Origin of the sequence: Rhodococcus globerulus (assembly GCF_019334125.1) — a bacterium.
Lineage (GTDB): Bacteria > Actinomycetota > Actinomycetes > Mycobacteriales > Mycobacteriaceae > Rhodococcus_F > Rhodococcus_F globerula.
Genome location: NZ_CP079698.1, coordinates 4,552,849 through 4,578,559 on the forward strand (window position 1 = coordinate 4,552,849; position 25,711 = coordinate 4,578,559).

Annotated in this window: 15 protein-coding genes; 8 read left to right on the forward strand and 7 right to left on the reverse strand. The window is 63.4% G+C overall.

Annotated features, from left to right (window positions below):
• Window positions 1–92 precede the first annotated feature (92 nt).
• From KYT97_RS20695 to KYT97_RS20720, 6 genes are all read left to right on the forward strand, one after another.
• Window positions 93–644 carry a DUF732 domain-containing protein gene (locus tag KYT97_RS20695; RefSeq protein ID WP_033235159.1) on the forward strand — a complete coding sequence of 184 codons (552 nt, stop codon included), beginning with the start codon at window positions 93–95 and terminating at the stop codon, window positions 642–644.
• 3 nt (window positions 645–647) lie between these two features.
• A complete protein-coding gene (locus KYT97_RS20700; protein ID WP_033235237.1) occupies window positions 648–1,601 on the forward strand; it encodes a cutinase family protein in 954 nt (317 codons plus the stop codon).
• Window positions 1,602–1,758: 157 nt separating this feature from the next.
• The gene (locus KYT97_RS20705; protein WP_033235158.1) at window positions 1,759–2,034 is read left to right on the forward strand and encodes a hypothetical protein; all 276 of its coding nucleotides are present in this window, start codon (window positions 1,759–1,761) and stop codon (window positions 2,032–2,034) included.
• Window positions 2,035–2,198: 164 nt separating this feature from the next.
• The gene (fadD32, locus tag KYT97_RS20710) at window positions 2,199–4,088 is read left to right on the forward strand and encodes a long-chain-fatty-acid--AMP ligase FadD32 (protein WP_033235157.1); all 1,890 of its coding nucleotides are present in this window, start codon (window positions 2,199–2,201) and stop codon (window positions 4,086–4,088) included.
• 37 nt (window positions 4,089–4,125) lie between these two features.
• Window positions 4,126–9,132, forward strand: a complete 5,007-nt coding sequence (gene pks13, locus KYT97_RS20715) for a polyketide synthase Pks13 (RefSeq protein WP_219110610.1) — start codon at window positions 4,126–4,128, stop codon at window positions 9,130–9,132.
• Window positions 9,129–10,670, forward strand: a complete 1,542-nt coding sequence (locus tag KYT97_RS20720) for an acyl-CoA carboxylase subunit beta (RefSeq protein WP_045066350.1) — start codon at window positions 9,129–9,131, stop codon at window positions 10,668–10,670. The genes pks13 and KYT97_RS20720 overlap by 4 nt, the downstream gene beginning before the upstream one ends.
• A 62-nt stretch (window positions 10,671–10,732) precedes the next feature.
• On the opposite strand, the gene KYT97_RS20725 is transcribed toward KYT97_RS20720, so the two are convergent.
• Window positions 10,733–11,665: a LysR family transcriptional regulator gene (locus tag KYT97_RS20725; protein ID WP_219110611.1), complete on the reverse strand. Its 933-nt coding sequence runs from the start codon at window positions 11,663–11,665 to the stop codon at window positions 10,733–10,735.
• A gap of 74 nt (window positions 11,666–11,739) precedes the next feature.
• Between KYT97_RS20725 and KYT97_RS20730 the strand changes: the two genes are divergently transcribed.
• Window positions 11,740–12,669 carry a DMT family transporter gene (locus tag KYT97_RS20730; protein WP_371851339.1) on the forward strand — a complete coding sequence of 310 codons (930 nt, stop codon included), beginning with the start codon at window positions 11,740–11,742 and terminating at the stop codon, window positions 12,667–12,669.
• Here KYT97_RS20730 and KYT97_RS20735 read toward each other — a convergent pair.
• The 3 genes from KYT97_RS20735 to KYT97_RS20745 form a co-directional block, all read right to left on the reverse strand.
• The gene (locus tag KYT97_RS20735; protein WP_373557463.1) at window positions 12,666–15,899 is read right to left on the reverse strand and encodes an arabinosyltransferase domain-containing protein; all 3,234 of its coding nucleotides are present in this window, start codon (window positions 15,897–15,899) and stop codon (window positions 12,666–12,668) included. The two genes, KYT97_RS20730 and KYT97_RS20735, sit on opposite strands and share 4 nt — an antisense overlap.
• A 140-nt stretch (window positions 15,900–16,039) precedes the next feature.
• Window positions 16,040–19,321: an arabinosyltransferase domain-containing protein gene (locus KYT97_RS20740; RefSeq protein WP_425332389.1), complete on the reverse strand. Its 3,282-nt coding sequence runs from the start codon at window positions 19,319–19,321 to the stop codon at window positions 16,040–16,042.
• A gap of 59 nt (window positions 19,322–19,380) precedes the next feature.
• Window positions 19,381–21,222 (reverse strand): glycosyl transferase, encoded by a 1,842-nt coding sequence (locus KYT97_RS20745; RefSeq protein ID WP_219110612.1) that lies wholly within the window; start codon window positions 21,220–21,222, stop codon window positions 19,381–19,383.
• 353 nt (window positions 21,223–21,575) lie between these two features.
• Here KYT97_RS20745 and KYT97_RS20750 point away from each other — a divergent pair, with 353 nt between their 5' ends.
• On the forward strand, window positions 21,576–22,322 hold the full coding sequence (locus KYT97_RS20750) for an MspA family porin (RefSeq protein ID WP_072782726.1): 747 nt from the start codon (window positions 21,576–21,578) through the stop codon (window positions 22,320–22,322).
• 40 nt (window positions 22,323–22,362) lie between these two features.
• Here KYT97_RS20750 and KYT97_RS20755 read toward each other — a convergent pair whose 3' ends face one another.
• The 3 genes from KYT97_RS20755 to KYT97_RS20765 all read right to left on the reverse strand — a co-directional run bounded on the left by KYT97_RS20755 (window position 22,363) and on the right by KYT97_RS20765 (window position 25,664).
• Entirely contained in the window at window positions 22,363–22,980 is a 618-nt protein-coding gene (locus KYT97_RS20755; RefSeq protein ID WP_095887651.1) for an ANTAR domain-containing protein, read from the reverse strand.
• A gap of 129 nt (window positions 22,981–23,109) precedes the next feature.
• Complete coding sequence (locus KYT97_RS20760; RefSeq protein ID WP_072782704.1) at window positions 23,110–23,718, reverse strand: TetR/AcrR family transcriptional regulator; 609 nt, start codon at window positions 23,716–23,718, stop codon at window positions 23,110–23,112.
• Between the two features lie 101 nt (window positions 23,719–23,819).
• Complete coding sequence (locus KYT97_RS20765; protein WP_245006176.1) at window positions 23,820–25,664, reverse strand: galactan 5-O-arabinofuranosyltransferase; 1,845 nt, start codon at window positions 25,662–25,664, stop codon at window positions 23,820–23,822.
• Window positions 25,665–25,711: the final 47 nt, after the last annotated feature.

The window sequence follows — 25,711 nt, forward strand, 5'->3', positions numbered from 1 at the left end:
GGCGGGCGGGCCCGATCACGGATCGGTGCCTGCCCGCTGTGCGTTGCGTAACCTGATGATGGACTTTCGACTGAAGGCAAGGACGGACATTGATGTCGCTTTTCTCGGGTAACCGAAATACTTTTGCGCGCGCGATCGCAGTGGGCTCTCTGACACTGATCACCGGTGGGATGCTCGTCGCTTGTGGAAGTGACGACTCGACGGTCACCTCCACCCCGACCACGACGTCCGCCGCGGCATCGTCGTCGGCTGCGAGCAGTTCGGCTTCCGCGAGCGCGACCACAACGGCGTCCGCAGCGCCCACCAGTCCCGGAGCGGCCGCTACGGCTCCGCCGGAGCAGCCCCAGAGCATCGAGGGTTTCCCCGGTCCGACAGAAGTAGAGGTCAACCCGCAAGCACAGGCATTCCTCGACGGTTTGAAAGCCAAGGGAGTTACTCCCGAGGGTGACGGCAGCATCGCGATCAACACGGCCAACTACATCTGCGCCGCGAATGTTCAGGGCACCTCGGACGAGGAGATTCTTGCGTTGGTGACGGCCGTCGTGGGTTCCGCGGCGACGGATGGCACTGCGATCACGTCAGAGCAGGCCACCGCCAACGCTCAGATCTACATCGATGTCGCCAACGCCACATTCTGCAAATAGATGATGGCGCGAGGCGGAAAGCGTCGGGGTTGCCTGGTCCCGCTGCTGATCATTCTGGTGGTCGCTGCCGTGGTGATCGGCGGTTGGTACATCCTTGCCGGGCGGGTGCCGACACCCGAGCCGTTGCCACCCGGACCGGAGAAACCGGCGTCGCAGCCGGCTAGTTGTCCCGATGTCCAGGTAGTTGCCATCCCTGGAACCTGGGAGTCCAGCGCTGCCGACGATCCGTATGCTCCGGCGGCAAATCCGGCTTCGTTGATGCTCAACGTCACGGGTCCTTTGCAGAATCAGTTCGACGCTTCACGTGCGGATGTCTACACGGTTCCTTACGTTGCGCAGTTCTCGAATCCGGTGGCGTTTCCGCCGGACGGGCAGCAGTCGTACAACAACAGCCGGGGTGCGGGAACTGCTGCCACCAACGACTTTCTGGTGCAGCGCCATGCCGAGTGCCCACTGACGAGTTACGTACTCACCGGCTTCTCGCAGGGCGCGGTCATCGCCGGTGACGTAGCCGCGAGTATCGGCAACGGGACGGGCGCAGTGCCGGCAGATCTGGTGCTCGGTGTCGGCTTGATCGCGGACGGGCGTCGTGATCCCGCGTACGGAATTACCGTTGGCCCAAGCGTTGCCGGTGTGGGTGCCGAGCTGTCGCTGAACGGTTTGAAGTTGCCGGGTCTGACGATGACGGGTCCCCGTGAGGGTGGGTTCGGCAAGCTGAACGACCGCACCTATCAGATCTGTGCGCCGAGTGACGGAATCTGTGACGCCCCGGCAGGAGCGATGAATCCGGGCAACCTCATGACGTCGCTGCCGCGTTTGGCGGAGTACTACAACAATCCTGTGCATGCCATGTACAACTCCTTCCAAGTTGATTCGGATGGCACGACGGCGACCCAATGGATGGCACAGTGGGCAGCGGACATGATCAACGGGGCGCCGACGCCCCCGCACAGTTGATCCTTTTTGTCTGGCTGGGGTGCGTCGGCGAGTAGTCTGCTGGATTGGTCGTGGCAAAGTGCGACCACTGCTCGCCTGGTCCTCTAAAGTGCTGTCACGAACGTGACTGGCGAGTAAGTTCGGATGTTCCAGCCTGTTGACTACGAAGGAGTGATCCATGGGTTCCACCCACAGCCTTGGTGCGCGTCGCGCGCCCCGGCTCGCAGTTCGCTGCAGGGTGGGGATGATCACAACTCCAGGTCACGGCATCCCGCGGGGTGCAGCGGTGGAGCGCACGCGCGGCGCCCCGGAGCCGCCAGGCTCTGCGTGCCTGGCAGTCGGCACTTTCGAGGAGTGCGAATCGGCTGTGTCGACGCCGCTGGACACGATCGCCACGATCGGTTCTTCGCTCGCCACGATCCCTGAGGCCGAGCACGCGCGGCGATGCGGATGATGCCGATCTGTAACATATCGATGGTTTGGGATCGATGAAGTGATTCAGGTGAGTTGCGCACGTAGTGCGTTTCGATTGATTGACGATATACCCGAGAGAGCGAAGGAAGTCTGGGGCGCAAGCATGACCAAAAATGCTTGTGTGATCGCTTCGGAGGAGATGGAATGAACGCGCTGTTCGATGGTTTTCTCGACGAGAAGGGCCGGATTCGCCTGAAAGAGGGCTTCACTCTGGTCGACTACGTCGAGCAACACTCGCGTGTGAACGCGGACGAGCTCGCGTACCGCTACATCGATTACTCGCGTGAGCGTGACGGTGAAGCACAGGAGCTGACGTGGCACCAGTTCGGTGTACGTCTGCGTGCTGTTGCCGCCCGCCTCCAGCAGGTCACCAAGCCTGGCGACCGCGTGGCGATCCTGGCACCTCAGGGTCTCGACTATGTCATTTCGTTCTTCGCGGCCATCCAGGCCGGTTCCATCGCCGTTCCGCTCTTCGATCCGGACGAGCCCGGCCACTCCGATCGCCTGCACGCCGTTCTCGGGGACTGCAAGCCGTCGGCAATCCTGACTGCCGGATCATCGGCCGCAGGTGTGCGTGCGTTGTTCCGTTCGCTGCCCGCCGCCGAACGCCCGCGCATCATCGCCGTCGACGCCATTCCCGATACCGTCGGCGAAACCTGGGTTCGCCCCGATATCGGCTTCGACGACATCGCCTACCTGCAGTACACGTCGGGTTCGACGCGAGTTCCGGCCGGTGTGGAGATCACCCACCGTGCTGTCGGCACCAATGCACTGCAGATGGTCGACTCCATCGAGCTCACCGAAGATTCACGCGGCGTCACCTGGCTGCCCCTGTTTCACGACATGGGTCTGCTGACGGTCATCCTGCCTGCGTTCGGTGGCAAGTACATCACCATCATGAGTCCGCGCGCCTTCGTTCAGCGGCCCAACCGCTGGATCAAGGAACTCGCAGCGGCCTCGGACGGCGCAGGCACCTTCGCGGCCGCCCCCAACTTCGCTTTCGAGCATGCTGCTGCCCGTGGCCTGCCCAAGGACGGCGAGCACCTCGACCTGAGCAACGTCATCGGCCTGATCAACGGCAGTGAGCCGGTCACGACGGCGTCGATGCGCAAATTCAACGAGGCGTTTGCGCCTTACGGTCTCCCCAAGACGGCGATCAAGCCGTCGTACGGCATGGCGGAGGCGACGCTTTTCGTGTCGTCGACCAAGCATTCCGACGAGGCCAAGGTCATCTACGTCGACCGCAACGAGCTCAACAACGGCCGCATGGTCATCGTCGATCAGCACGCCGACAACGCCATCGCGCAGGTGTCCTGTGGATACGTCTCACGCAGCCAGTGGGCCGCCATCGTCGACCCCGAAACGCAGACCGAGGTCCCCGACAACCACGTCGGCGAGATCTGGCTGCACGGCGAGAACATCGGCGTCGGTTACTGGGGCCGCCCCGAAGAGACCGCCGAGACGTTCCACAACACGCTGACCAACCGCCTGCCGGAAGACAGCCACACCGACGATCTGCCGCTGGACGCGCACTGGATGCGTACCGGCGACTACGGCGTCTACGTCGACGGCGAGCTGTACATCACCGGTCGCGTCAAGGACCTGGTGATCGTCGACGGCCGCAATCACTACCCGCAGGATCTCGAGTCTTCCGCTCAGGACGCGAGCCCCGCATTGCGTCCGGGCTTCATCGCGGCGTTTGCCGTTCCGGCAAACCAGTTGCCTGCCGTCGTCTTCTCGAATTCCCACTCGGGTCTGACGTTCGACGACGACGATTCCTCGGAGCAGTTGGTCATCGTGGCCGAGCGTGCACCCGGTGCCGGTAAAGCCGACCCGCAGCCGATCGCGGATACGGTCCGCGCCGCGATCTCGACTCGTCACGGTGTGACCGCACGCGACATCCTGCTTGTTCCGGCCGGTTCCATTCCGCGTACGTCCAGCGGCAAGATCGCTCGCCGCGCGTGCAAGGCAAGCTACATCGAGGGGACGCTGCGTGGTGGCTATCAGCAGACGGCATTCCCCGATAGCGTTTGAGGAACATCCCCTTCATGATCGGTAGCTTGGTGAGTTGATGGTTGAACAAGATGGTGCGCAGGACAGTTCCGTAGACGTGAGCGCTACTGCTGACGCGAGCGGTGTCGACATGAGTGTCGCGCAGCTCCGTGAGTGGTTACGCAACTGGATCGCCGACGCGACCGGTCAGCCGGCCACGACGATCACGGACGATCGTCCGATGGAGGAGTTCGGGCTCGCATCACGTGATGCGGTTGCCCTGAGCGGCGACATCGAGGATCTGCTCGGAATCACACTGACTGCCACCGTTGCGTATCAGCACCCGACCATCGCGTCGCTGGCCACTCGGATCATCGAGGGCGAGCCCGAGGTGCCGGAAGAGAGCGTCGACGCGTCGTACTACGCGCCAGGCGCCAGCATGGATGCCCACGACATTGCCATCGTCGGCTTGTCGACTCGTTTCCCCGGCGCCGGACATACGCCGTCTCAGATGTGGGAGATGCTGTCCGCGGGCCGCGACGGCATCAGCGACCTGCCCGAGGATCGTTGGGTCGAGTTCAAGTCCGATCCCGCTCTCAAGGCCGCGATCGAGAACGCCAACACCAAGGGCGGCTACCTCGACGACGTCAAGGGATTCGACGCGGAGTTCTTCGCGATGTCCCCGCTCGAGGTCGTCAACGTCGATCCGCAGCAGCGCCTCGCTCTCGAACTGACCTGGGAAGCGCTCGAGCATGCGCACATTCCCGCGAGCGATCTCAAAGGCAAGCAGGTTGGTGTCTTCATCGGCAGTTCCGCCAACGACTACCAGCTGCTCGCGGTCAGCGACCCCACGAACGCACACCCGTACGCACTGACGGGAACGTCGACGGCCGTCGTCGCGAACCGTGTCTCGTACTTCTTCGACTTCCGCGGGCCGTCCATCGCGCTGGACACTGCGTGCTCGTCTTCGCTGGTCGCAGTGCACGAAGCTGTGCGCTCGCTGCGCAGCGGCGACTCCAACATCGCTCTTGCCGGCGGCATCAACATGCTGCTGGCCCCTCCCGGAACTCTCGGGTTCGATCAGATCGGCATGCTCGCTCCCGACGGCAAACTGCGCGCCTTCTCGGCTCAGGCACAGGGAATCGTTCGCAGCGAGGGCGGCGGACTTGTTGTGCTCAAGCGTCTCGAAGATGCCGAGCGTGACGGCGATTCCATCCTTGCGGTCATCGCCGGTTCCGCCGTCAATCAGGACGGCCGCTCCAACGGACTGCTTGCACCCAACCCGGACGCTCAGGCCGACGTGTTGCGTTTTGCGTACCGCGACGCCGGCATTCTGCCGAGCACCGTCGACTACATCGAAGCTCACGGCACCGGCACCGATCTCGGTGATCCCATCGAGGCCGACGCGCTCAGCCGCGTTGTCGGGCGTGGACGTGACGACAACAAGCCGGCACTGCTCGGCAGCGCAAAGACCAACTTCGGGCACCTCGAGGCCGCAGCCGGCGCTGCCGGCCTGATCAAGGTTGTCCTGGCGATGCAGGAAAACAAGATTCCCGCGACGCTCAACTACCTGGGCCCGAACCCGCACATCGATTTCGAGAAGGCGCACCTGCAGGTGACGCCCGAGGCCACCGAGTGGCCCCGCTACACCGGCAAGGCCATCGCCGGTGTGTCCGGCTTCGGTTTCGGTGGAACCAACGCGCACGTCGTGGTGACGGAGTACGTGCCGGCAGTCGCTGTTGTTTCGGACTCCGATGCTGATCTGGATGTCGAGACGCTGGATGTCGAGACCGAAGCTGCCGGTGTTCTTGCCGACGCAGCGCAGTCGATGGGGCTCGTCGAAGACCAGACGGTTGTGCTCGCGGTTTCCGGCGCATTGCCGTCGCGTCGTCGCCGCGCCGCTGCTGATCTGGCGGACTGGCTCGAAACCGAAGAGGGCAGCACGACGCCGCTGGTGGATGTCGCGCGCACACTCTCGCGTCGTAATCACGGCCGCTCACGCGCCGCCGTTGTAGTCAAGACTCGTTCCGAAGCCATCAGCGCCCTGCGCGCCGTTGCTGCCGGAAAGCCCGCTGCCGGTGTGTTCTCCGCCGACGCACCGTCGCCCAAGGGGGCGGTGTGGGTGTTCTCGGGCTTCGGTTCGCAGCACCGCAAGATGGCCAAGCAGCTGTATCTGGAGAATTCGGCGTTCAAGGCAGCCGTCGACGAGGTCGACGTGCTGATCCAGGACGAGGCCGGGTACTCGGTGGCCGAGATGTTCCTCGACGACTCGTTCGAGTACAACGTCGAAACCGCTCAGGTCGCGATCTTCACCATTCAGGTCGGCCTGGCCGCACTGCTGCGTCATCACGGCGCCGACGCCGACGCTGTTGTTCCGCACTCGATGGGTGAGGCTGCGGCGGCCTACGTGTCCGGTGGCCTGAATCTGGAAGATGCTGTCCGCGTTATCTGTTCGCGTTCGCGTCTGATGGGCGAAGCCGAGGGCGCTCTGGTCGGTGACGACATCCGCCTGATGGCTCTGCTCGAATACAGCGCGACCGAGATCGAAGCGCTGCTGCCCACGTATCCCAAGCTCGAGGTCTGCGTGTACGCGGCGCCGACGCACACGGTGATCGGTGGACCGCAGCCCGATATCGAGGCAATCGTCGCCGCCGCTGAGGCCGACGGCAAGATGGCTCGCGTTCTGCAGACCAAGGGTGCAAGCCATACGTCGCAGGTAGATCCGCTGCTCGGCGAACTGGCTGCCGAATTGGCCGGTATCGAAGCGTCGACGTTGAAGGTGGGCGTCTACTCGTCCGTCGATCAGGACACGTTCTACAAGGCCGGCCACGAGCCGATCCACCAGGAAGCGTACTGGGTCAAGGGACTGCGCCACAGTGTGTACTTCACCAACGCTGTGCGTCTGGCAGTTGCCAACGGCCACACCACGTTTGTGGAACTTGCTCCCAATCCGGTGACCTTGATGTCCGTCGCCGCAACGGCATTCGATGCCGGCCTGCACGACATGCAGCTCATTCAGACGCTCAAGCGTAAGGAAGACGAGTCCGTCGGCGTGCTGTCGGCTTTGGCTCAGCTGTACGTTCACGGTCACGCTGTGAATCTCGAATCTCTGCTTCCCGCAGGTGAATTCGCAGTTCTGCCACGCACTGCTTTTGTGCGCAAGCCGTACTGGCTCGACATTCGGGTCAATGCGGGCGGCTCGGGACGCGCTCCCGGTTCGCACGTTGCACTGCCCGACGGCCGCCACGTGTGGGAAGCCGACGCATCCGTCGTCTCCGACCTGGCCGCTCTGGTGACAGCCGCTGCAGCTCAGGTTCTTTCGGATGTGACGCTCACCGCGGCCGTCCCGCACGGCGAGCTTTCAGGCGCCACGACGGTCACCACTACGCTCAACCCGCACCCGGGCGGAGCGTCGGTGCAGGTGCATGCCCGCGAGAACGGCTCCTTCCGATTGCTGTTCGACGCGGTTGTCACGTCGGGTGAGGCTTTGCCCGAGCTTGTCGTCGCCGCACCGGCCCGTCCGACGGGCACTATGGAAGCTCTTGCCGAGGTAGTCGAAGATGCCGGCGACAAGTGGGATCCCCACGGTTCGCAGAGCCTCGACGACCGTCTGAGGATCGTTGTCGCGGAATCCATGGGTTACTCGCCGGAAGATCTGCCGGCCGAGGTTCCGCTCATCGAACTCGGTCTCGATTCGCTCATGGCGATGCGCATCAAGAACCGCGTCGAGTACGAGTTCGACATTCCGCAGTTGCAGCTCCAGGCAGTCAAGGATGCAAGCCTGCTCGAGGTCAACAAGTACCTGCGCTACGCCATCGAGAACCGCGAAGAGGTTCAGGCGATGGCCGATCAGCAGGCCGCCGAGAAGTTGGCGGCGGATGCCGGCGACGTCGAGGTGGTTTCGGCGTCGGCTTCGGTTGAGCTCCCGGTGGAGATGCCTGCTGCCGATCCTTCCCGTGCGGGCACAGCGGACGACGCAGGTTCCGACGTCCCGCCGCGAGATGCCGCTGAACGCTTGACGTTTGCGACGTGGGCAGTGGTCACCGGCAAGTCGGCCAAGGGCATTTTCAATGCTCTGCCCACCGTCGACGACGATCTGGCACAGAAGTTGGCTGTCCGGCTGTCCGAGCGGGCCGGCGGCGAAGTCACCGTCGACGACGTACGTGGTTCCGGCACGATCGAAGACCTTGCGGACGTTGTGCGTCAGTACCTCGAAGACGAGGGCAAGATCGACGGTGTGGTGCGTATTCTGCGCGGCCGCCCCGAAGGTTCCACTGCCGTACCGGTATTCGTGTTCCACCCGGCCGGTGGATCCACCGTTGCGTACGAACCACTGCTCAAGCGTCTGCCTGCCGGCACGCCGATGTACGGGTTCGAGCGCACAGAAGGCCCGATCGAGAAGCGCGCCGAAGAGTACGTGCCGTTGCTCCGTGAAATTCAGGGTGACGGACCGTACGTGTTGTGCGGTTGGTCGCTCGGCGGCGTGCTGGCGTATGCCGTCGCAGCCATCCTGCGCAAGCAGGGGGCCGATGTGCGGGTTGTCGGCATGCTCGACACCGTCATGGCCGGCGAGGACGTTCCGGACACCGCGGAGGAGCGACGGAAGCGGTGGGAGCGGTACGGAGCCTTCGCGAAGCGCACCTACAACCTCGATGTGCCATTGCCCGTGGATGTTCTGGCCGAAATCGAATCCGATGAAGATCAGATGCAGTTCCTGATGGACATGATCAAGATGAGTGGCGTCAAGATCCCCGGCGGCATCATCGAGCACCAGCGGACGTCGTTCCTGGACAATCGCGCCATCCAGACCGCCAAGTTCCAGAGTTACGACGGCGACGTCGTGATCTACATGGCAGACAAGTACCACGACGAACTGATGACGCTCGAGCCTGCATTCAAAACCCGTAAGGCAGACGGTGGTTGGGGCAGCTACGTGAAGAACCTCGAGGTCGTCTACATCGGCGGGGATCACCTGCAGATCGTGGACGAGCCGTATATCTCGAAGGTCGCGGCAGACCTCACCACCAAGCTGGCCCAGATCGAAACAGCCCAGATCAAAGCAGCGGAAACCGGAGTTCAGAAGTGACGACAACCACCGCGGAGAAGCTTGCTGAACTCCGCGAAAAGTTGGAGAAGGCAAAGGAACCCGGCTCCGCCCGGGCCATTGCCAAGCGCGACGAGGCAGGGCACAGCACGCCCCGTCAGCGCATCGACATGCTTCTCGATCCAGGCAGTTTCATCGAGATCGGCGCGTTGGTCAAAATGGCGGGCGAAGGCAATCCGTACAGCGACGGCGTCATGACCGGACACGGAACCGTCGACGGGCGCCCCGTCGCTGTATTTGCGCACGATCAGACGGTGTTCGGCGGCGCTGCCGGCGAGATGTTCGGCCGGAAGGTCGCCGCTGTCAACGACTTTGCCCTCAAAGTGGGCTGCCCGGTCGTCGGCATCAACGATTCCGGTGGAGCCCGAATTCAGGACGCGGTCTCCTCACTTGCGTGGTACGCCAACATGGGTTCACGTCAGGAGCCTTTGTCCGGCGTGTGCCCGCAGATTTCGGTGATTCTCGGAAAGTGTGCCGGTGGAGCGGTATACGCGCCGATCAACACCGACGTCGTGGTTGCCACCGAAGAGTCCTACATGTTTGTCACCGGCCCCGACGTCATCAAGTCGGTGACCGGCGAAGAGGTCAGCCTCGACGACCTCGGTGGAGCGCGCAAGCAGGCAGAGAACGGAAACATCCATCACGTCGCCCCGGACGAGAAGGCTGCGTTCGAGTGGGTGCGTGAGTACCTGAGCTTCATGCCCTCCTCATGGCAGGAGAAGGCGCCGCTCATCAATCCGGGCCTCGAACCCGAGATCACCGAGACGGACCTCGAACTCGATGCCTTCATGCCGGACGCGGACAACGCCGGCTACGACATGCACGACATCATTCTGCGGATCTTCGACGACGGCACCTTCCACGAAATCGGAGCCCAGGTCGCGCACAACGTGATCACCGGGTTCTCCCGCGTCGACGGCTTGCCTGTGGGGGTTGTCGCGAATCAGCCCACGTACCTCAGTGGTGCCCTCGATGCGGCGAGTTCCGACAAGGCTGCGCACTTCGTCCGCCTGTGCGACGCGTTCAACATCCCGCTCGTCTTTGTCGTCGATACACCGGGTTTCCTTCCCGGCGTCGATCAGGAAAAAGTCGGCGTCATCAAGCGCGGCGGGCGTTTCCTGTTCTCGTACATCGAAGCCACTGTGCCGAAGGTGACCGTGGTAGTTCGTAAGGCGTACGGCGGCGGGTACGCCGTCATGGGTTGCAAGCAGCTCGGCGCCGACATCAACCTCGCGTGGCCGACGGCGCGTATCGCTGTGATGGGCGCCGAGGGTGCCGTCAACATCATGGGCCGCCGTCAGCTTGCCGAAGCGGGCGACAACGCACCTGCCGTGCGTGCGCAGCTGATCAACTACTACAACGAGTTTGTCGCGACGCCGTACATCGCGGCTGAGCGCGGATACATCGACGCGGTGATCGAGCCCTCACAGACGCGTCTCGAAATCCGTAAGGCTCTGAAGTTGCTCAAGGACAAGACGATTTTCAAGAACCCGCGCAAGCACAACTTGATGCCGCTGTAACCGTTCAGTTGTCGCGGCCCGGTACTTCTTTCGAAGTGCCGGGCCGTTGTCGTTGAATTGTCCTAGTCAACCGTGTCCTGTGCCGTATCCTGCGCTGTATCCAGGGCATCGAACTGTTCACGCAGCGCCTCGATCGCTGCCCGCACAGCGGGCCGCTCGCTGTCGGTCCGCCAGGCCACGTAGATGTCGCGTCGCAGCGGCGGAAGAGTGTCGCGCATCCGAACACCTACCGGTGGTATCACTCTCGCGAGACGCGGAATCAGCGCTACGGCAAGCCCTTGCGCCACAAATTCCACTTGCGCGGGGAACTCGGCTACCTCGTAATCGATTCGTGGGTCGAATCCTTGTGCGCGCAAGACTCTGACGGTGAAGGTGTGGAAATCCGTGCCGCGCGTCCAACCCGCCCACGCGTGGTCGGACAACTCGCGCAGCGCAACAACCTTGTTCTCCGCCAGCGGATGTGACGCGGGGATGGCGACCACCGCGACGTCGTCGTACACCGGGGTGAACGAGAGCCCGTCAGGAAGTTCGATGGGTAGAGTGCTCCAGCTGTCGACCACAACAACATCCAGGTCGCGGCGGATGAGGGCGGGGAGAAGTTCCTCGGATTCGCCTTCGGTGAAGGTGATCTCGAGTTGGGGATGCGCGCGTTTGATCTCGGCGACAGCTTTCGGCAGCACCGTCCGGCTGGGAGAGACGAGTGCGCCCAGGCGCAGTCGTCCCGTCACTTCGCTGTGCAGTGACGCGATTTCGGCCTCGGCCTGAGCGAGTACCGAGAGAACCTCGGCGGTTCGCCGGGCGAGGACGCGGCCCGCTTCGGTGAGCCGTACGCCTCGGCCTTGGGGAACGAGTAGCGCCACACCAACTTCGCGCTCGAGTTTGTTCAGCTGTTGTGAGATGCCCGACGGCGTGACGTGCAGAGTGCGCGCGGCAGCGGCAACTGATCCGTTTTCTGCGACGGCGTGCAGGGCACGCAGCCTTTCGAGGTTCAACACGGTAGTAATGCTACGCAATATGCGATCCGAATATTTGCTTGTGCTGAATAGTTAGCGGCAGGAACATTGTGGGAGTGACCACCTTGACCTCACCCACGCGCACGCCCACCCGAATTACTCAGGCTCGCTTCGATCCTCGATTACTGGTCATCGGCGGCGCCGCTGCTATCTCCGTCAGTTCGATTCTGATCAAACTGGCAGATGTGTCGCCGTCGACCGCGGTCTTCTTCCGGTGTTTCCTGGCCTTGCCGCCGCTGGCCCTGCTGGCGTGGCGCGAGTATCGACGAGTGGGAATGCCAACCCGAAGGGCGCTGGTGCTGCAAGCATTGGGCGGCATCCTGCTCGGGCTGGACTTTGCTCTGTGGTCGCAGTCGATTCTCATGATCGGCGCCGGGATAGCAAGCGTCGTCGTGAATGTGCAGGTGATCGTGGTGCCCGCGTTGTCCTGGCTGGTGTTCGGCAATCGCGTTCCGCTGCGCTTTCTGTTTGCGTTGCCCTTCATGTTCACCGGAATTGCCTTGGCGGGCGGTGTGTTCGGCGGCGCAGCGGCCGGGACGGATCTGCTGTGGGGAACAGTGCTGTCCCTGATCTCCGGAATCGCCTACGGCGGCTACATCTTCGTTGTCGGCCGGATCGGCGCGGCCGACCGTGCGGCGAGTCAGGTGCTGGTGTCGACAGCCTCGGCAGGAATTGCCGGTTCCCTGATCGGATCACTGTGGGGACAGATCGATTTCACCCCCGGCTGGGAATCGTTCATCTGGCTGGCCGCTCTTGCTCTGGTCGGCCAGGTGTTCGGCTGGATGCTGATGGGCTATTCGCTACCTCGGCTGCCTGCGGAGGTGGGTGCGACGCTACTGCTCATGCAGCCGGTACTTGCCGTACTGCTGGCGGTCGTTCTCCTGGGTGAACGGCCAAGTGCTGCGCAGCTACTCGGGTGCGTCGTAGTTGTCGGAGCGGTCTCGGCCGTCTCCGTACGTCGCACCCGAGTAGGTAGTGCCGTCTAGTGCACCCGCATCTCGCCGGGCATCCACATTCCCGAGCGGGTTGCGGTGCCCGTCTCCACTTCTGCCGGAACGGCATTCGGGAAGTACCGGTCGTAACGTTCGAGAGATCCCCAGTCGCGGGCCCAGTCGTTCTTCAGGTACGTCGGGACTGCCGTGGCCTCGGCCAGGACCTCGGTGAACCCGAGCGGCCCGCCGTTGTCCGCGGACTGCCACGTGTCGGTCGAACTGACAGCCAGTGGCCGGTCCGGGAGGATGCGGAAGTTCGGCATCTCCGCGACGCCGTTCACATGCGAGAACGGACGCTGGCACGGGAACTGAAGGCCGACAGCCCAGTCCAGCAGAATCGGCTGCTCGCTGCCGAGGTACGAGTTGAGTGACTCGAGCTTCGGCACGCGAGGCGGCGTGAACGCCATCCACTGATCGCCGGTGAGGTTGGGATCGAAGGCAACCACGCGGACTGCGTCGGCGTCGGTGGCGAGTTCGTCGATCGGGATACGAACATTGCGCCACGACGGCGCCGGCCCGATGTCGCGGGGCATGTACGAACCCTGCAGTGCCACTGTCCCGTCCGGCTGCGTTTTGCCGTACTCGACGAGCAGTGACTGGCCGTAGGTCACCGCTCCGGTGTTGTCGACGGACCAGACGCGTCCGGCCACCGACATGACAACAAGCGGAGATTGTTCACTGCGAGCGGGTAATTGATACCAGCTCGAGATCAGTGACGCCGGTTCCTGCACGCCGGCCTGGTAGCTGCCCATGATGGGCGTAGTGGCCGGGTCGAGGCCGTATGGGAGTTTGGCGGTGGACCCGTTGACGCCGATATTGCCGGTGCCGCCGCTGGTTCCGGAGTCCGAACCGGTTTCGAATGTGGGGCCGACGCTTTGGGTGTCGGTGTTTCCCATGCCCTGCTTGACCTCGATGTAGTCCGCGGTCAGATCGGTGGGAACACCGTTGGCGGAGAAGCCCTTCGCCTCTTCGCCGGCCAAGGGGTCTTCGGCATTGAATCCAGGGCCGGGGATGGGCGCCAGGTTGCCGGAGTTGACGTCGGTCTCGGCCAACACGTCTTCGGCCATGCCGCAGGTTTTTCCGGCGAGGGCTTCGATGTTGCTACGGCCCAGTGAGTATGCCGGGTACTGGGAGACGGCGCCCTTGAGGAGAGAGAGGACTTCGAAGAGCACCATGAGGCCGGCGATCACGGTCAGCGGCGCTGCGGCAAATTTGCGAATCCGCTTGCCCTTGACGGTGTTCGGCTTTTCCGGTGCCGCCGCAAATCCTTCACGCAGGTACTGCCAGGCCGCGACGGCCAGAGCGAGCCCGAAGAGTGCGAGGAACAGGGTGTTTGATTCGTGTCCGCTCAAGGAAACAGTCTTGTCGAACCACGGCACACCGTAACTCGAGACATACCAGTAGCCGTTGATGCCGGCAAAGGTCAACGCCAGCATCAGGAGCAGGCCAGCTACGAACACCGAGCGGTTGCGGCGCGATCGCAGTGCAGACGCGGATACAGCAACAGCTGTCAGTGCCGCGAGCGAACCGGCGATGCCGGCGTACGCACCGAAGTGGTGAGTCCACTTGGTGGGGTTGAACATCATGAAGAAGATGGTGCCGAAGACAACTCCGACCAGACGCCACGACGGACCCGTAGCGGCGCCGGGAACCCGGCCGCGTCGGAGCAACACGAAGAGCGTCGTGAAGAGGCACAGGATCATCGTCAGGAAGGCGAATCGGCGGGCTACCGAGCCGTCGACCGTGTCGACAAAGAGGTAGTAGTACCGCAGGAAGTCTTTGTACCACTCGAGATTCGGTCCGATGATGGTCCGGACGCGGGTGGCCTCGAGAACGCCGGCCAGCGTCTGATCAGCAAAGATGACGACAAGCACCAAGGTTCCGGCCGCCGCGATCGGTGCAAGCAGTGGCAGTGTGCCGACCTCACGGTGACGCTTCACGACGATTCGGATGAGCGGCCGGATACCCGCGAGAAGTGCTGCGATACACATCAATCCGGTGGGGGCAGCAGCGAGGGTAAAGGCGCCGATCAGCACTGCAACGGCAGCCGGGAACAGTCGGCCGGTCGCGATGGCGCGCTCGATGGAGCACCACGTCAGCAGGGCGCCGAGCGCGACGATGGGCTCGGGTCGCAGACCGTTGTTGTATGCGAGCCAGAATGCGAGGAAGACCATCCCGCCGGTCCACAGCGCGACGTTGCTCCGGCGGACCGCACGTCCGAGGCGTGGAACAACTTCACGGCTGATGACCATCCAGCACAGGATTCCGGCAATCAACGCGGGCAGGCGCATGAACGGGCTGGCCGTCGAGATCTTGGCCATCACCGCCAGCACGTCGTAGTACCAACCGAACGGGGCTTCGGGGACGCCGAACCAGCGGAAGTAGTTGGCCATGTATCCGGCGTCGGGAGCAACGCGGGCCATGGTGAGGAGATAACCGTCGTCGGACGTGTTTGCGCCGATGAAGTGCCACAACGTCAACGTGCCGACAACAACGCCGTCGAGTCCGGAGAACTTCCACCAGCGTGCGGGGAGGAAGCGGCGGTGAGTGCGGCCGTCGATTCCGTCGAGCTTGGCGAGGGCGATCAGCGACACGATCGTGGACAAGACGGCCACGATCATCGCAACCAGCTTGAGCGTCGTCGGACTGGACGAGAACCGGGAATCGACGGTCATCGAGAATCCGAGACCCTCGGGGGCCGCGCCGTCGGGGAGGTCGCTGAAGACACCGACCACCTGGGGGCGGAAGTCGCCGTCGAGTTGTCCACGAACGGGGTTGCCGTCGGGGTAGGTGAGTCCCTCGAATGCTGCGGCGGTCCGGTCGACGTCGGAGTTGAACGTGATGGCGGTGCAGCGACTGGACTCGACGTCCTCACGCGAAGCCGACGCCACGACGACATTGCGGTCAAGGACGTCGACGTTGCTTTCGGACACACGCACAAACATGGAACTGAGGGCCGCACCGTCGCCCTGAGCGGGGGCCGTGGACATGAGAATGCCGCCGCCCGCGGGAAGGGAGCCGACAGCGGTGCAGGGTATCGACGCGTTGACGTCGATGGGGACCTGAGCCATCAAGGGTGCCTCGACGTCGCCGATCACGCCGTTCTGCGGCCAGTTGACCGCTGCCGTCGTCTGCACCACCGGAAGAAGCGGGGTGGCGAGTGCCAGAACAAATCCGATGAGGCCCGCGATTATCGCGATCAATCGCGTTTGTCGGAAGCGCATCCGTGCATCCGGACGGGATGGCGGCGAACTCGGAGTTAAGGGTGGCACTGTGGCGACGTCTGGCACGGCTACCGATGTTATGCGAGTGTTACCCGTGGACCTACCGTGCCCGGGAGGTTTGGTAGGTCCACCGGTAACAGTTATGACTGGTAACGAATCGGACCTGGTGTCCAGGTGCCCGAACGGGTCTCGGTTGTCACGTCGATCTGAGCGGGTTCCGCCGCCGGATCGAGCGGTGTGTACTGCTCGAGCGAACCCCAGTCGCGATCCCAGTCGTTGTCGAGATACGTCGGCAAGGTGCGGGCTGCAAGCAACTCACTGGTCCAACCGAGCGGACCGCCGCCGTAGTGGTCCTGCCAGGCATTGGTGGACTCCGCACCGATGCGATCGGGAAGGATGCGCCAGTCCGGAACTTCGGCCACGCCGTAGAGATGATCGACCGGACGTTGGCACGGGAACGCAAGACCCACAGCCCAGTCCATCAGTACCGGATCGGTGGATCCGACGACGCTCTGCAGAGTGCGCATGTCGGAAACCCGCGGCGGGGTGAGTGCAACCCACTTCTCGCCGCCGATGTCGGAGTCACTGGCGATCACACGCACGGTGTCGGCATCGGCGGGGAGCTGATCCATCGGGACACGCAGGTTGCGCCACGACGGAGACGGGCCGATGTCGATCGGAGCGATCTGGCCGAGCGCTGTCACGCTGCCGTCGGCCTGCGTCTTGCCGTATTCGACGTGGACAACTGCACCTGGTGTGACGATGCCGTCGGTGTCGACGTAGCGGATACGCCCGGCGGCAGCGATGGTCAGCAGCGGCGCCGCGTCACTGCGCTGCGGCAAGGCGTACCAACCGGTGGTCAGGGAAGCGGCTTCCGACGAGCCGAAGCTGCCGAGAACCGGAGTGGTCGCGGGATCGAGGCCGAACGGGAGCGCAACGTTGCTTCCGTTGATTCCGGCCGTCGACGCCGATCCGCCTCCGGTACCTGCGCCCGTTCCCGGGGTGGTGGTGCCGTTTGCCGACGTGGTGGTGTCGAGGCTGTTGGCGCTGCCGGCAGCCTTGTCCTCGGCATCTGCGGTCAGGTCGCTCGCCACTCCGTCCGGGGTGAATCCTGTTGATTCGGTTGCCCCGAAAGCGCCTGCGCCTGCCAGGTCGGCGGGGCGGTCGATCAGCTGCAGAACACCGGTATCGGGATCGGATTCGACCAGGACCTCACCGGCGAGGCCACAAGTTCCGCCGAAGACGGATTCGACGTTGGATTTGCCGATCGAGTACGCCGGATACTGCGCGACTGCGCCTTTGACCAGGGACAACACCTCGAACAGCACAACCGCGCCTGCCGCGATCGTCAACGGGGACGCTGCGAGCAGGCGAGCTGTCCGGCCGTTGTTCTTCTTCGGAGTCGACTTCTCGAGGGGTTCACGAACGTGGAACCACGCAGCCAGCAGCAACGCGAGAATCGTCAGGCCGAGGAACGCGGTGGAGAAGCCCTTGCCGGCGATGGACGGCGGCTTGTCCCACCACGGGACGCCGTAACTCGAGACGTACCACCAGCCGTTGGAGCTGGTGAACGCCACGGCCAGGATGAACAGGATGCCTGCGGCAAAGAGCGCGCGGTTCCGTTTCGAACGCATGCTCGACGCGCTGACTCCCACCGCGGCGAGCACGGCCACCGTTGCTGCCAGCCCCGCATACACGCCGAAGTGGTGAGTCCACTTGGTCGGCGTGAACTGCATGAGGAGCAGCGACGCGAACACGATGCCCAGGATCCGGCGCGACGGCCCGATCGCGGTGCCGGGAATCCGGCCCTTCCGCAGGATCAGCATGACGCAGAAGATCAGTCCGACGATCATCACGAACATGCCGAAGCGGCGTGCCAACGAGCCGTCGGGGGAGATTGTCATCAAAGCGTCCCAGCGAACTCGCTCCTCGAACCACGGGACGTTGGGGCCGATAGCTGTTCGCACCCTGGTCGATTCGAGCACCGTTGCCAACGTCTGATCGGCAAACACCGCAACAAGTACGACGGTTCCGGCCGCGAGGACCGGCATGATCTGCGAGAAGAAACCCACTCGTTTGCCTCGGGCGATCAAGATCTGCACGATGGGGCGCGCCCCGGCGAGCAGTGCACCGATCGCGATGAGTCCCGACGGGCCGGCAGCGAGGGAGAACGCGGCGATCAGCACCGCAACCGCCGCAGGCAGCAAACGGCCTGTGGCAACGGCACGTTCGATGGAGCACCACGTCAGCAGAGCGCCGAGCGCGATGATCGGTTCGGGACGCAAACCGTTGTTGTACGGCAACCAGAACGCCAGGAACACGAGGCCGCCGGTCCAGATGGCAACCTTGTTGCGGCGCACCGCAACACCGAGCCGCGGGATCACCTCGCGGCTGATCACCATCCAGCACAGGATGCCGGCGATCAACGCGGGCAACCGCATCCACATGCTGGCAGTGCTCACCTTGGTGAACGCCGCGAGGACGTCGTAGTACCAACCGAACGGCGCTTCGGGAACACCGAACCAACGGAAGTAGTTGGCCATGTATCCCGAATGTTCCGAAACCCGGGCCATGCCGAGGAGGTATCCGTCGTCGGACGTGTTGGCGCCCACCACATGCCACAGCAGGAGCGTGCCGATGACCAGACCGTCGACGCCCGTGAATTTCCACCACCGCGCCGGGAGGAACCGTCGTGCGCGTCGGCCGTCGACGCCGTCGATCCGGTGCAGCGCGTACAGCGAGACGATCGTGGAGAGTGCCGCGACGATCATCGCAAAGAGTTTGAGAAGTGTTGGGCTGGAAGAGAATCGGGAGTCGATGTCCATGTCGACGGACAGGCCCGCCGGCGGAGCGCCTTGCAGATCGGTGAAGATGCCGACAACCTGCGGACGGTAGTCGCCGGTCAGGGTTGTTGTCAGGCCGTCGATTCCGGTGACGGTGGCGACGGTCTGCTGGTAGTCGCTGGTGATGGTCAGCGCGGTGCATCCGGTGAGTTCGCCCAATGGCGCCGAGATCAGGACCGATTCGCGGGTGATCGCCTCGAGGCGATCCGCGGTGGTCCGAACGGTCAGGCCGCGCGCATCGCGGTCGGGCGCACCGTTCGGCATGGTCGAGACCAGCGTGCCGCCGTCTTCGCCGAGCTGGCCAAGCGCGGGGCACGGGATGGTGATGTCGAGGGAGGTCGGGGAGTAGGAGATCAGCGGCGCCGAGACGCTGTTCAACGACCCGTCCTGCGGCCAGCTGACACTTGCTGCCTTCTGGTCGACCGGGAGGAACGGGGTGGCGAGCGCCAACAGCATGCCGAGCAGACCGGTGACGATCGCGATGATTCGTGCCTTCTGCACCCGTTGGGCATCCGACTCGGGGCGAGCGTCGGGGCCAGTGGGCGGAGACTGCGGGGGCACTACTACGTCAGACGGCACAAGGAACGATGTTAGGCGAGTGTCGCCCGTTACATCCTGAGAGACGACTTAAGGAAGCGCTACTTGTTGGTCGTCTTACCGCTCACGAGGTCACGGACGTCCCACACCCAGACGTCGTCGACCGAGGTGGCGTCGAAGCCCACCAGAGCGTTGACCGTCTGACGCAGCGCGTTGTCGTTGCTTGCTTTCGGGAGTACCAGGACGTCGGCACGCCAGAACCGCAGGTCGGTGAGGGCGTCGGCGCGGGTGGTGGCGTCGACAACGGGGATCTGACCGGTCTCGTTGGTCTTGACCAGAAGCGACGACGTGGGGCGGAACTCAGCCCCGTAGATGCCGCCGCGGGTAATCGAATGAGGGCCGACGAAGTAGCCGCCGGCGATCGGGAAGCCGAAATCGGCATCGATCTGCCAGCGCATGGCCCGCGCTTCTTCACCGCTGGACACGGGAACCGACACGAGGCTGCCGTCGCTGACGTAGTTCTCCCACGATCCGCTGGTGATGAACTTCGGGGTGTCCGGGCGTTCGACGGTATCGATGCGCGTCGGAATCAGGACAACCACTGCGAGCGCCAGCACCGCCAACCACGCGCCGGGCAATATCAGGCCAGGGCCGCGAGAATTGCCGCCGCGGGGATTACGAAGCTCCACCAGCGCGCGATACGTACCCAATGTCAGCAGCAACCCGATGGCGGGAATTGCACCCATGGCAAAGCGTGACTCCAGGACCGACTCGAACAGCGGCAAGTGGGCCAGGAACTTCCAGGGCAACGTGATGCCGGTGTGATCGCCCTTGTAGACAAGCTCGGACCCCAGTGACAGCACGCCCATCACGACGATGACGGCCGCAGCGGCGCGAGTGAGCTTCATCTTCCACAGCCATACCGTCGCGAAGAAGATCAGAATGACGATCGGCCAACCGAAGTACGAGTTCTCCTCGGTGGGGTTCATGCGGTACTCGGCGCCGGTCTTGTCGCCGCCCACCGATTCGGTGGGGAGGGTGGTGAACGCGCCGAAGTCGGCTCCCGCCTGGCCGTGGCCGACGCCGTCGTAGCTTGCGGGGCCGAAGAACTGTGAGTAGAGCGGTATCGCAGTGATGAGGATGGACACGATTGCGCCGACGGCCAAGCCGGGCAGGCTGCGCTTGATCGCAGCCCGCGCTCTCGGAAGATCCGAGAGTGCGTACACAGCGCCGAACACCATCGCGGACATGGTGAAGATGAGGAGTGGTTCTTCGCCGAGGAAGATCTGCCACGCCATGAGCAGGCCAAGGACGACGCCGTCCCTGACCACATTGGTTCCACGTGAAACGCGGATAACCTGCATGAAGATGAACGGAATGACAAAGAAGGCCACAAAATTCGGGTGACCGTTTGCGTGCGAGATCATGGCCGGGGCAAATCCGCAGAACCCGCCACCGATCGCGGCCGCACACTTCACCCGAACGGAAACGCCCGTCAGCACATACCGGGAAAACGTCCAGTACCAGGCGATTGCGGTACCGGCCAGGCCTAATGTCAGCCCGATCGCATAAGTCGGCGTCGGCCCGAAAAGCAAGGTGAGCGGCGCCAGCGGCATGCTGATGCCGAACATCGCGGTATTGGCCATCAGGTTCACGCCGAGCGGATAATTCAGCAGGTCGCTGTACAACGGTGTGCGGAACTGAGAGAGCGCGTGCGCGGTGTCGGCGAAGAACCATTCCCACATCGACTGGTCGCGGCCCGCGTTGACCAGATAACCGGACTCCAGGTTGCGCCAGAGATTCGACATCACCCAGAACGCGGCCAGGACAAAGAGCACCATGATCGCGAGATCGACCATCCGGCCTCGGCTGATAACTGAACGGACCCGCCCTGGTGTCGCCTCGACCAGCTGTTGTTGAGGTTCGGGCAGAGTCTCGGTCATGCAGTCGGCGCCTTTCGGATGAAACCAATCTCGGTGGTTGCCTCGGTGGTTGTCTCGGCGGCTCCTCGATGGTTACGAGGTACCCGCTGAAGGTATCGATTCGATAACTTATCCCGCCAGCGTAACGAACGATGGCCTGGAGACCAGCCTGCAGCTGCGCGAGCAGGCCGTATTCGGGGCAGTTCAGGCTCGCTCGTGCCTCGTTCGAGATAACCGGTCGGTCGAGTTTGGCGGCTTTGTGACATGGGTACCTCGGAGGTGTCCTGCTCGAATTCGTGTACCCCGAATTCGTTCACACAGCCCCGACGGATCGCGTTCTCGACAAAGCGGGAACCCATCGGGGTCACAACCTGATGGGATGGTGCTTGTGCATGACGAACACACGGGTTTGCGGCGGCGCAGGGGGTAAACGCGCAGCGAGTAGGAACAAGGCTCGTAACGGGGCTCGCATCGGGGCTGTCGGGGCAGTGGCCGCCCTTGCCGTCGCGTTCGGCAGCACCAACGCGTCGGCGGGAGTCGACAACGCGAGTTCGATCACGGACGTCAAGGGAAACCGCATAGAAGTCCTGCAGATGGACACAGCCATCCACACAGTCCCGCCGCTCGACAGTTCGCCACTGAGCGTCGAGTTCTTCCACGACGGCGTTGCGTCGGTGCGCATCGACGGCCCAGACGCGGACAGTTTCACCGGAACCCAACTGACGATCGGCTACCAAATCGGCTACCCGATCGCGTTGACCGGTGCCACGGTTGTCCTCAACAGCCCCGGACTCGACTGGGGCGTGGAGAGCGGAACCAACCTCGGAATCGGGTTCATTCCCGAACCGGCTCTGGGACTCGACATCTCGAATGCATTTGTACTCGGTGGAGACATCATCCCGTCACAGGAACTTGACGTGGATTTGGCGCCGGGTGGAATTACCGACGTGGAGTTGCTCGAAGATCAGACATTCGACGGCCGCGAAGCGACGGTGCGGATGCAAGGAATCCACGGATACGTACAGGGTGCCATCGGTCCGGTCACCATCCGGCCGTACGCAAAGGCCGTGACATCCAATGGGGACACGGTCGTCACATACGGAGCGCCGCAGAGACTTTGACTTTAAAGGGCAGAGGCTTTGATCGTTACGACTCTCACCGTCACGCTGCAACAGTGTGACGGTGAGAGTTGTTGGGAGCCTGCGTATTCGACCGGTATTCGGTAGGGATCGACCGGCGGTGAGTGCGGGAGGCGCGGACGGCCTTCATTGCGAGTGCCACCGCCGCCCACGCCGTGCATGCCGCCGTCACAAGAAGTAACAGCGCCCAGTCGTGGGCAAAGAATCCCACAATCGCAGCGATGGTGAACGCCAGCGACACAAAGACGATGCGACCGGCAAGATCTGTCGAGAGCAGGTAATCGACAGCAGGTTCGTCGGCTGGGTGACTTTCTACCTCGGCGTCGTCGGTGTCGTGCGCGTGCAGTGTTTCCCGGGTGGGGAGATCCAGAAGTGCACCCCACTGCGCCGCAGCGACGGTATGCGGTAGATCCTTCGGAAGGCTCTCAGGTTCACGTGTCTGCGACACGTCGATAAGAGCCCGCGCCAAAGTGAGCACCGCGATCCGATGCTCTGTCGCAACACGGAGCAGCTCGTGAAATGCCTGCTCGGGGCCGTATGGCTTACCTCGCGCAATGACAAGAGTGTGCTCTGCTGCGTCCAGGATCGCGCGATGTGGAACCAATTCGTGACTCTGCGCAACGAGTTCGCTCAATGTCATCACCTGCCCCGCCACGATGGGTGCGCAGTTGTCATGTCAACCGCGTCGTGAAGCAGTCGAATACCCCGGTGGTGGCGAGGACAAACTCGACCCCTGTCTGACTAGGGGTCTAACTGGGGCCGGGTGTGATCAGGGTTGGGGTGCCGGCGCGTTCAACGCACCGAGGCAACTCTCGATCAGATCGGCCACGATGAGCTTGGCTTGTGCAGGGCTGTGAACTCGTCCTTCCCAGGTAGCAAATGTCACGATGGCCAAAATGCTGAGTGTGCCCGCGCGAAGATCCGCGATATCGGCCGGCAACTCCGACGCCGACGCAATGCGCTGCTGAACGTCGCGAAAGGTCGCTGCCTGCAGGTGGTCCCGGATGACCGTCGACATTCCCGGATCGAAGATGGACTGCACCAGAAAGCGCGCGTACAAACTGTGCTCACGTTCGATCGTCTGCTCGGCCAACGGCAGCACCGACGCCTCCACGAGTTGGCGCATGGTCGGCGGTTGCTGTGCGACGTCGATCGCGTTGAGGAGATCGTGTCGGCGCTCCGCAGCCGGCTTCATGCGTGACTCGATCACCGCGGACAGCAAGCCTTCGCGTGAACCGAAGTGGTACTGCGCTGCCGACTTGTTTGCCTGCCCAGCCTCGATCTGGACGTCGCGCAAGGTCAGTGCTGCTAAACCGCGCTCCGCCACCAATCGCTCGGCCGCATCGATCATGGCCGTGCGGGCATCGGTTTTTGTCACGTTATGAAGTTAGGGGTGCGGAGGGGGCGCGTCAACGACCGTCACCGGCAAGCCGACTGTGAAGAATATCCCGTTTGTTTACTGTTATCGGGGGTACCGCGTCAGTTGCGGGTGACAACCACGAACGGTCCCTGCTCGGTGATCGTGAAGCGAGGATCGTCGAACAGCTCCTTGGGGAAGGTGACCGTGTACCTGCGGACATTGGGATCGTTGGGGTAGACATCCTCGGCCAGGCGCAGGGTGTATCCGTCGGCGCCCTGGCGGAAGACAAATGCGTCGGGGCTGCGCCACGGTGCGGCATCCAATGCGGCAATCAACTCGTCGGGTGTCTCGAGTTCCGACCACTTCTCGATCAGCTCCGCGCGGGCCCGGAAGTCTGCCAACGGATTTGCGTAGTGCGACGTCAATCCCTGGAAACCGAAGTACGGGTAGAAGCTCAGGAAGCCGATATCGGCTGTCAGGACCACCAGATCGTGGGGCTCGCGGCCCAATTGTTCGCGGATGATGCGGTCGATGTCCGCGTAATTCGCTTCGGCTCCCGGCGGGCGCTTGTCTCCGCGCTCGCCGTTTCCGTCGGTATCGCTGTATGCCACAGCGATATCCGGGGCCAGCACCTGCGGGATGTTCTGTGCAAAGGAAATCGCGCCGATGACGCCGAGAGCAACGAGTACTGCTTTGACCCGCGGATTCTCGCTCGTGGCCAACACGATCCAGCCGGCGAACTCGAAGAAGCCGAACACACCTGCCGCGGCGAGGAGCCCGATCAGAACCGGCTCGAGCCGGAATCCGAGAAGAGTGCTGCCGGCAACCGTGAACATCATCGACAACAGGGCCCACAAATACACCGCAATCACGCCGATACCCAGCGCTCGTGCCCTGCGAGAGAACAGGAACCGGGAAATCAGCCAGATCGTGCCCAACATGCACAGCGCGCCGACGAGTGAGAAGTGCAGCATCGGGAAGGGGAGTACCGCGCCGGAATCCGGGAGGTAATGCATAGCGGTGCCCGACTCGGCGGGAGCGCCCGAGAGCGCTTCGAGCAGGTAGGGAGCCCAGACAGTCAGAGCGACCACGCCGGCGATGACGGCGATGACGATCAGTCGGATCAGTGGTCCGAGTGCGGCTTTCCAGGTGTTCTGGGCGCGGGCTGCGAGAACCGCCGCGACGATACCCATCAGTGTTACCGCAAACGCGGCAAATCCGAGGTACAGCGTGTAGACGGTCGCTGCGTATCCGAGGAACAAGCCGGTGCCGAGAACTGCTCCCGCTCCGGCAAACCGGGACGAACCCGGGCGATCGAGGGCGCCCCAAGCGAGGATGAGCACCGGCGGGATCAGGAGGTTGACGACGGCGCCGTACGCCTCAGGGGAGTTGTACGCCAACACAACCGCGGTGACGGCCAGCGCCGCGACTACCGCCCAATCGCGTCGAATGAGCTTGGTCCACAACACGAGTGCAATCACGGCGACAACGGCGATCGAGCCGATCGCATAGGGCTTGAAGGCTTCCCAGCCGTCCATACCCAGCAAATTTGCGACGCGTCCACCGACCCAGAACCAGCCGGCCGGGTAGAACGGCGGGAGATCCACATACGTCATGTCTTGCAGCGCAGCGGAATCCGTGAGCCGAGTCAGGTATTCGGTGCGGAATTGTTGATCGACCGAAACCCCGTGCAGATACAGCGTGGTTGCGGCGAGGGGGAGTCCGAGCGTCGTGGTGACGAAGCCCGAAAGCCCCGCCCACGAGAGGAGCTTTGCAGTTCGCTGCGCTTTGCGGGCGCGGAACATCAGCACCGCGACGCCGATCACGGCGATACAGACAACCTGCAAGACCGTCGTGACGGCTTGAGTGACATTCGACGACGTGAACGCCGGCCAGTCGACCTGGCTGAACGCGAACAGTCCGACAGCGGCGACGACGACCGCTACCAGTGCCGCGAGCGCCATTTCCACCACCGTCGCCGCGGCATTACGCCACGGCGACGGGGAGGCAG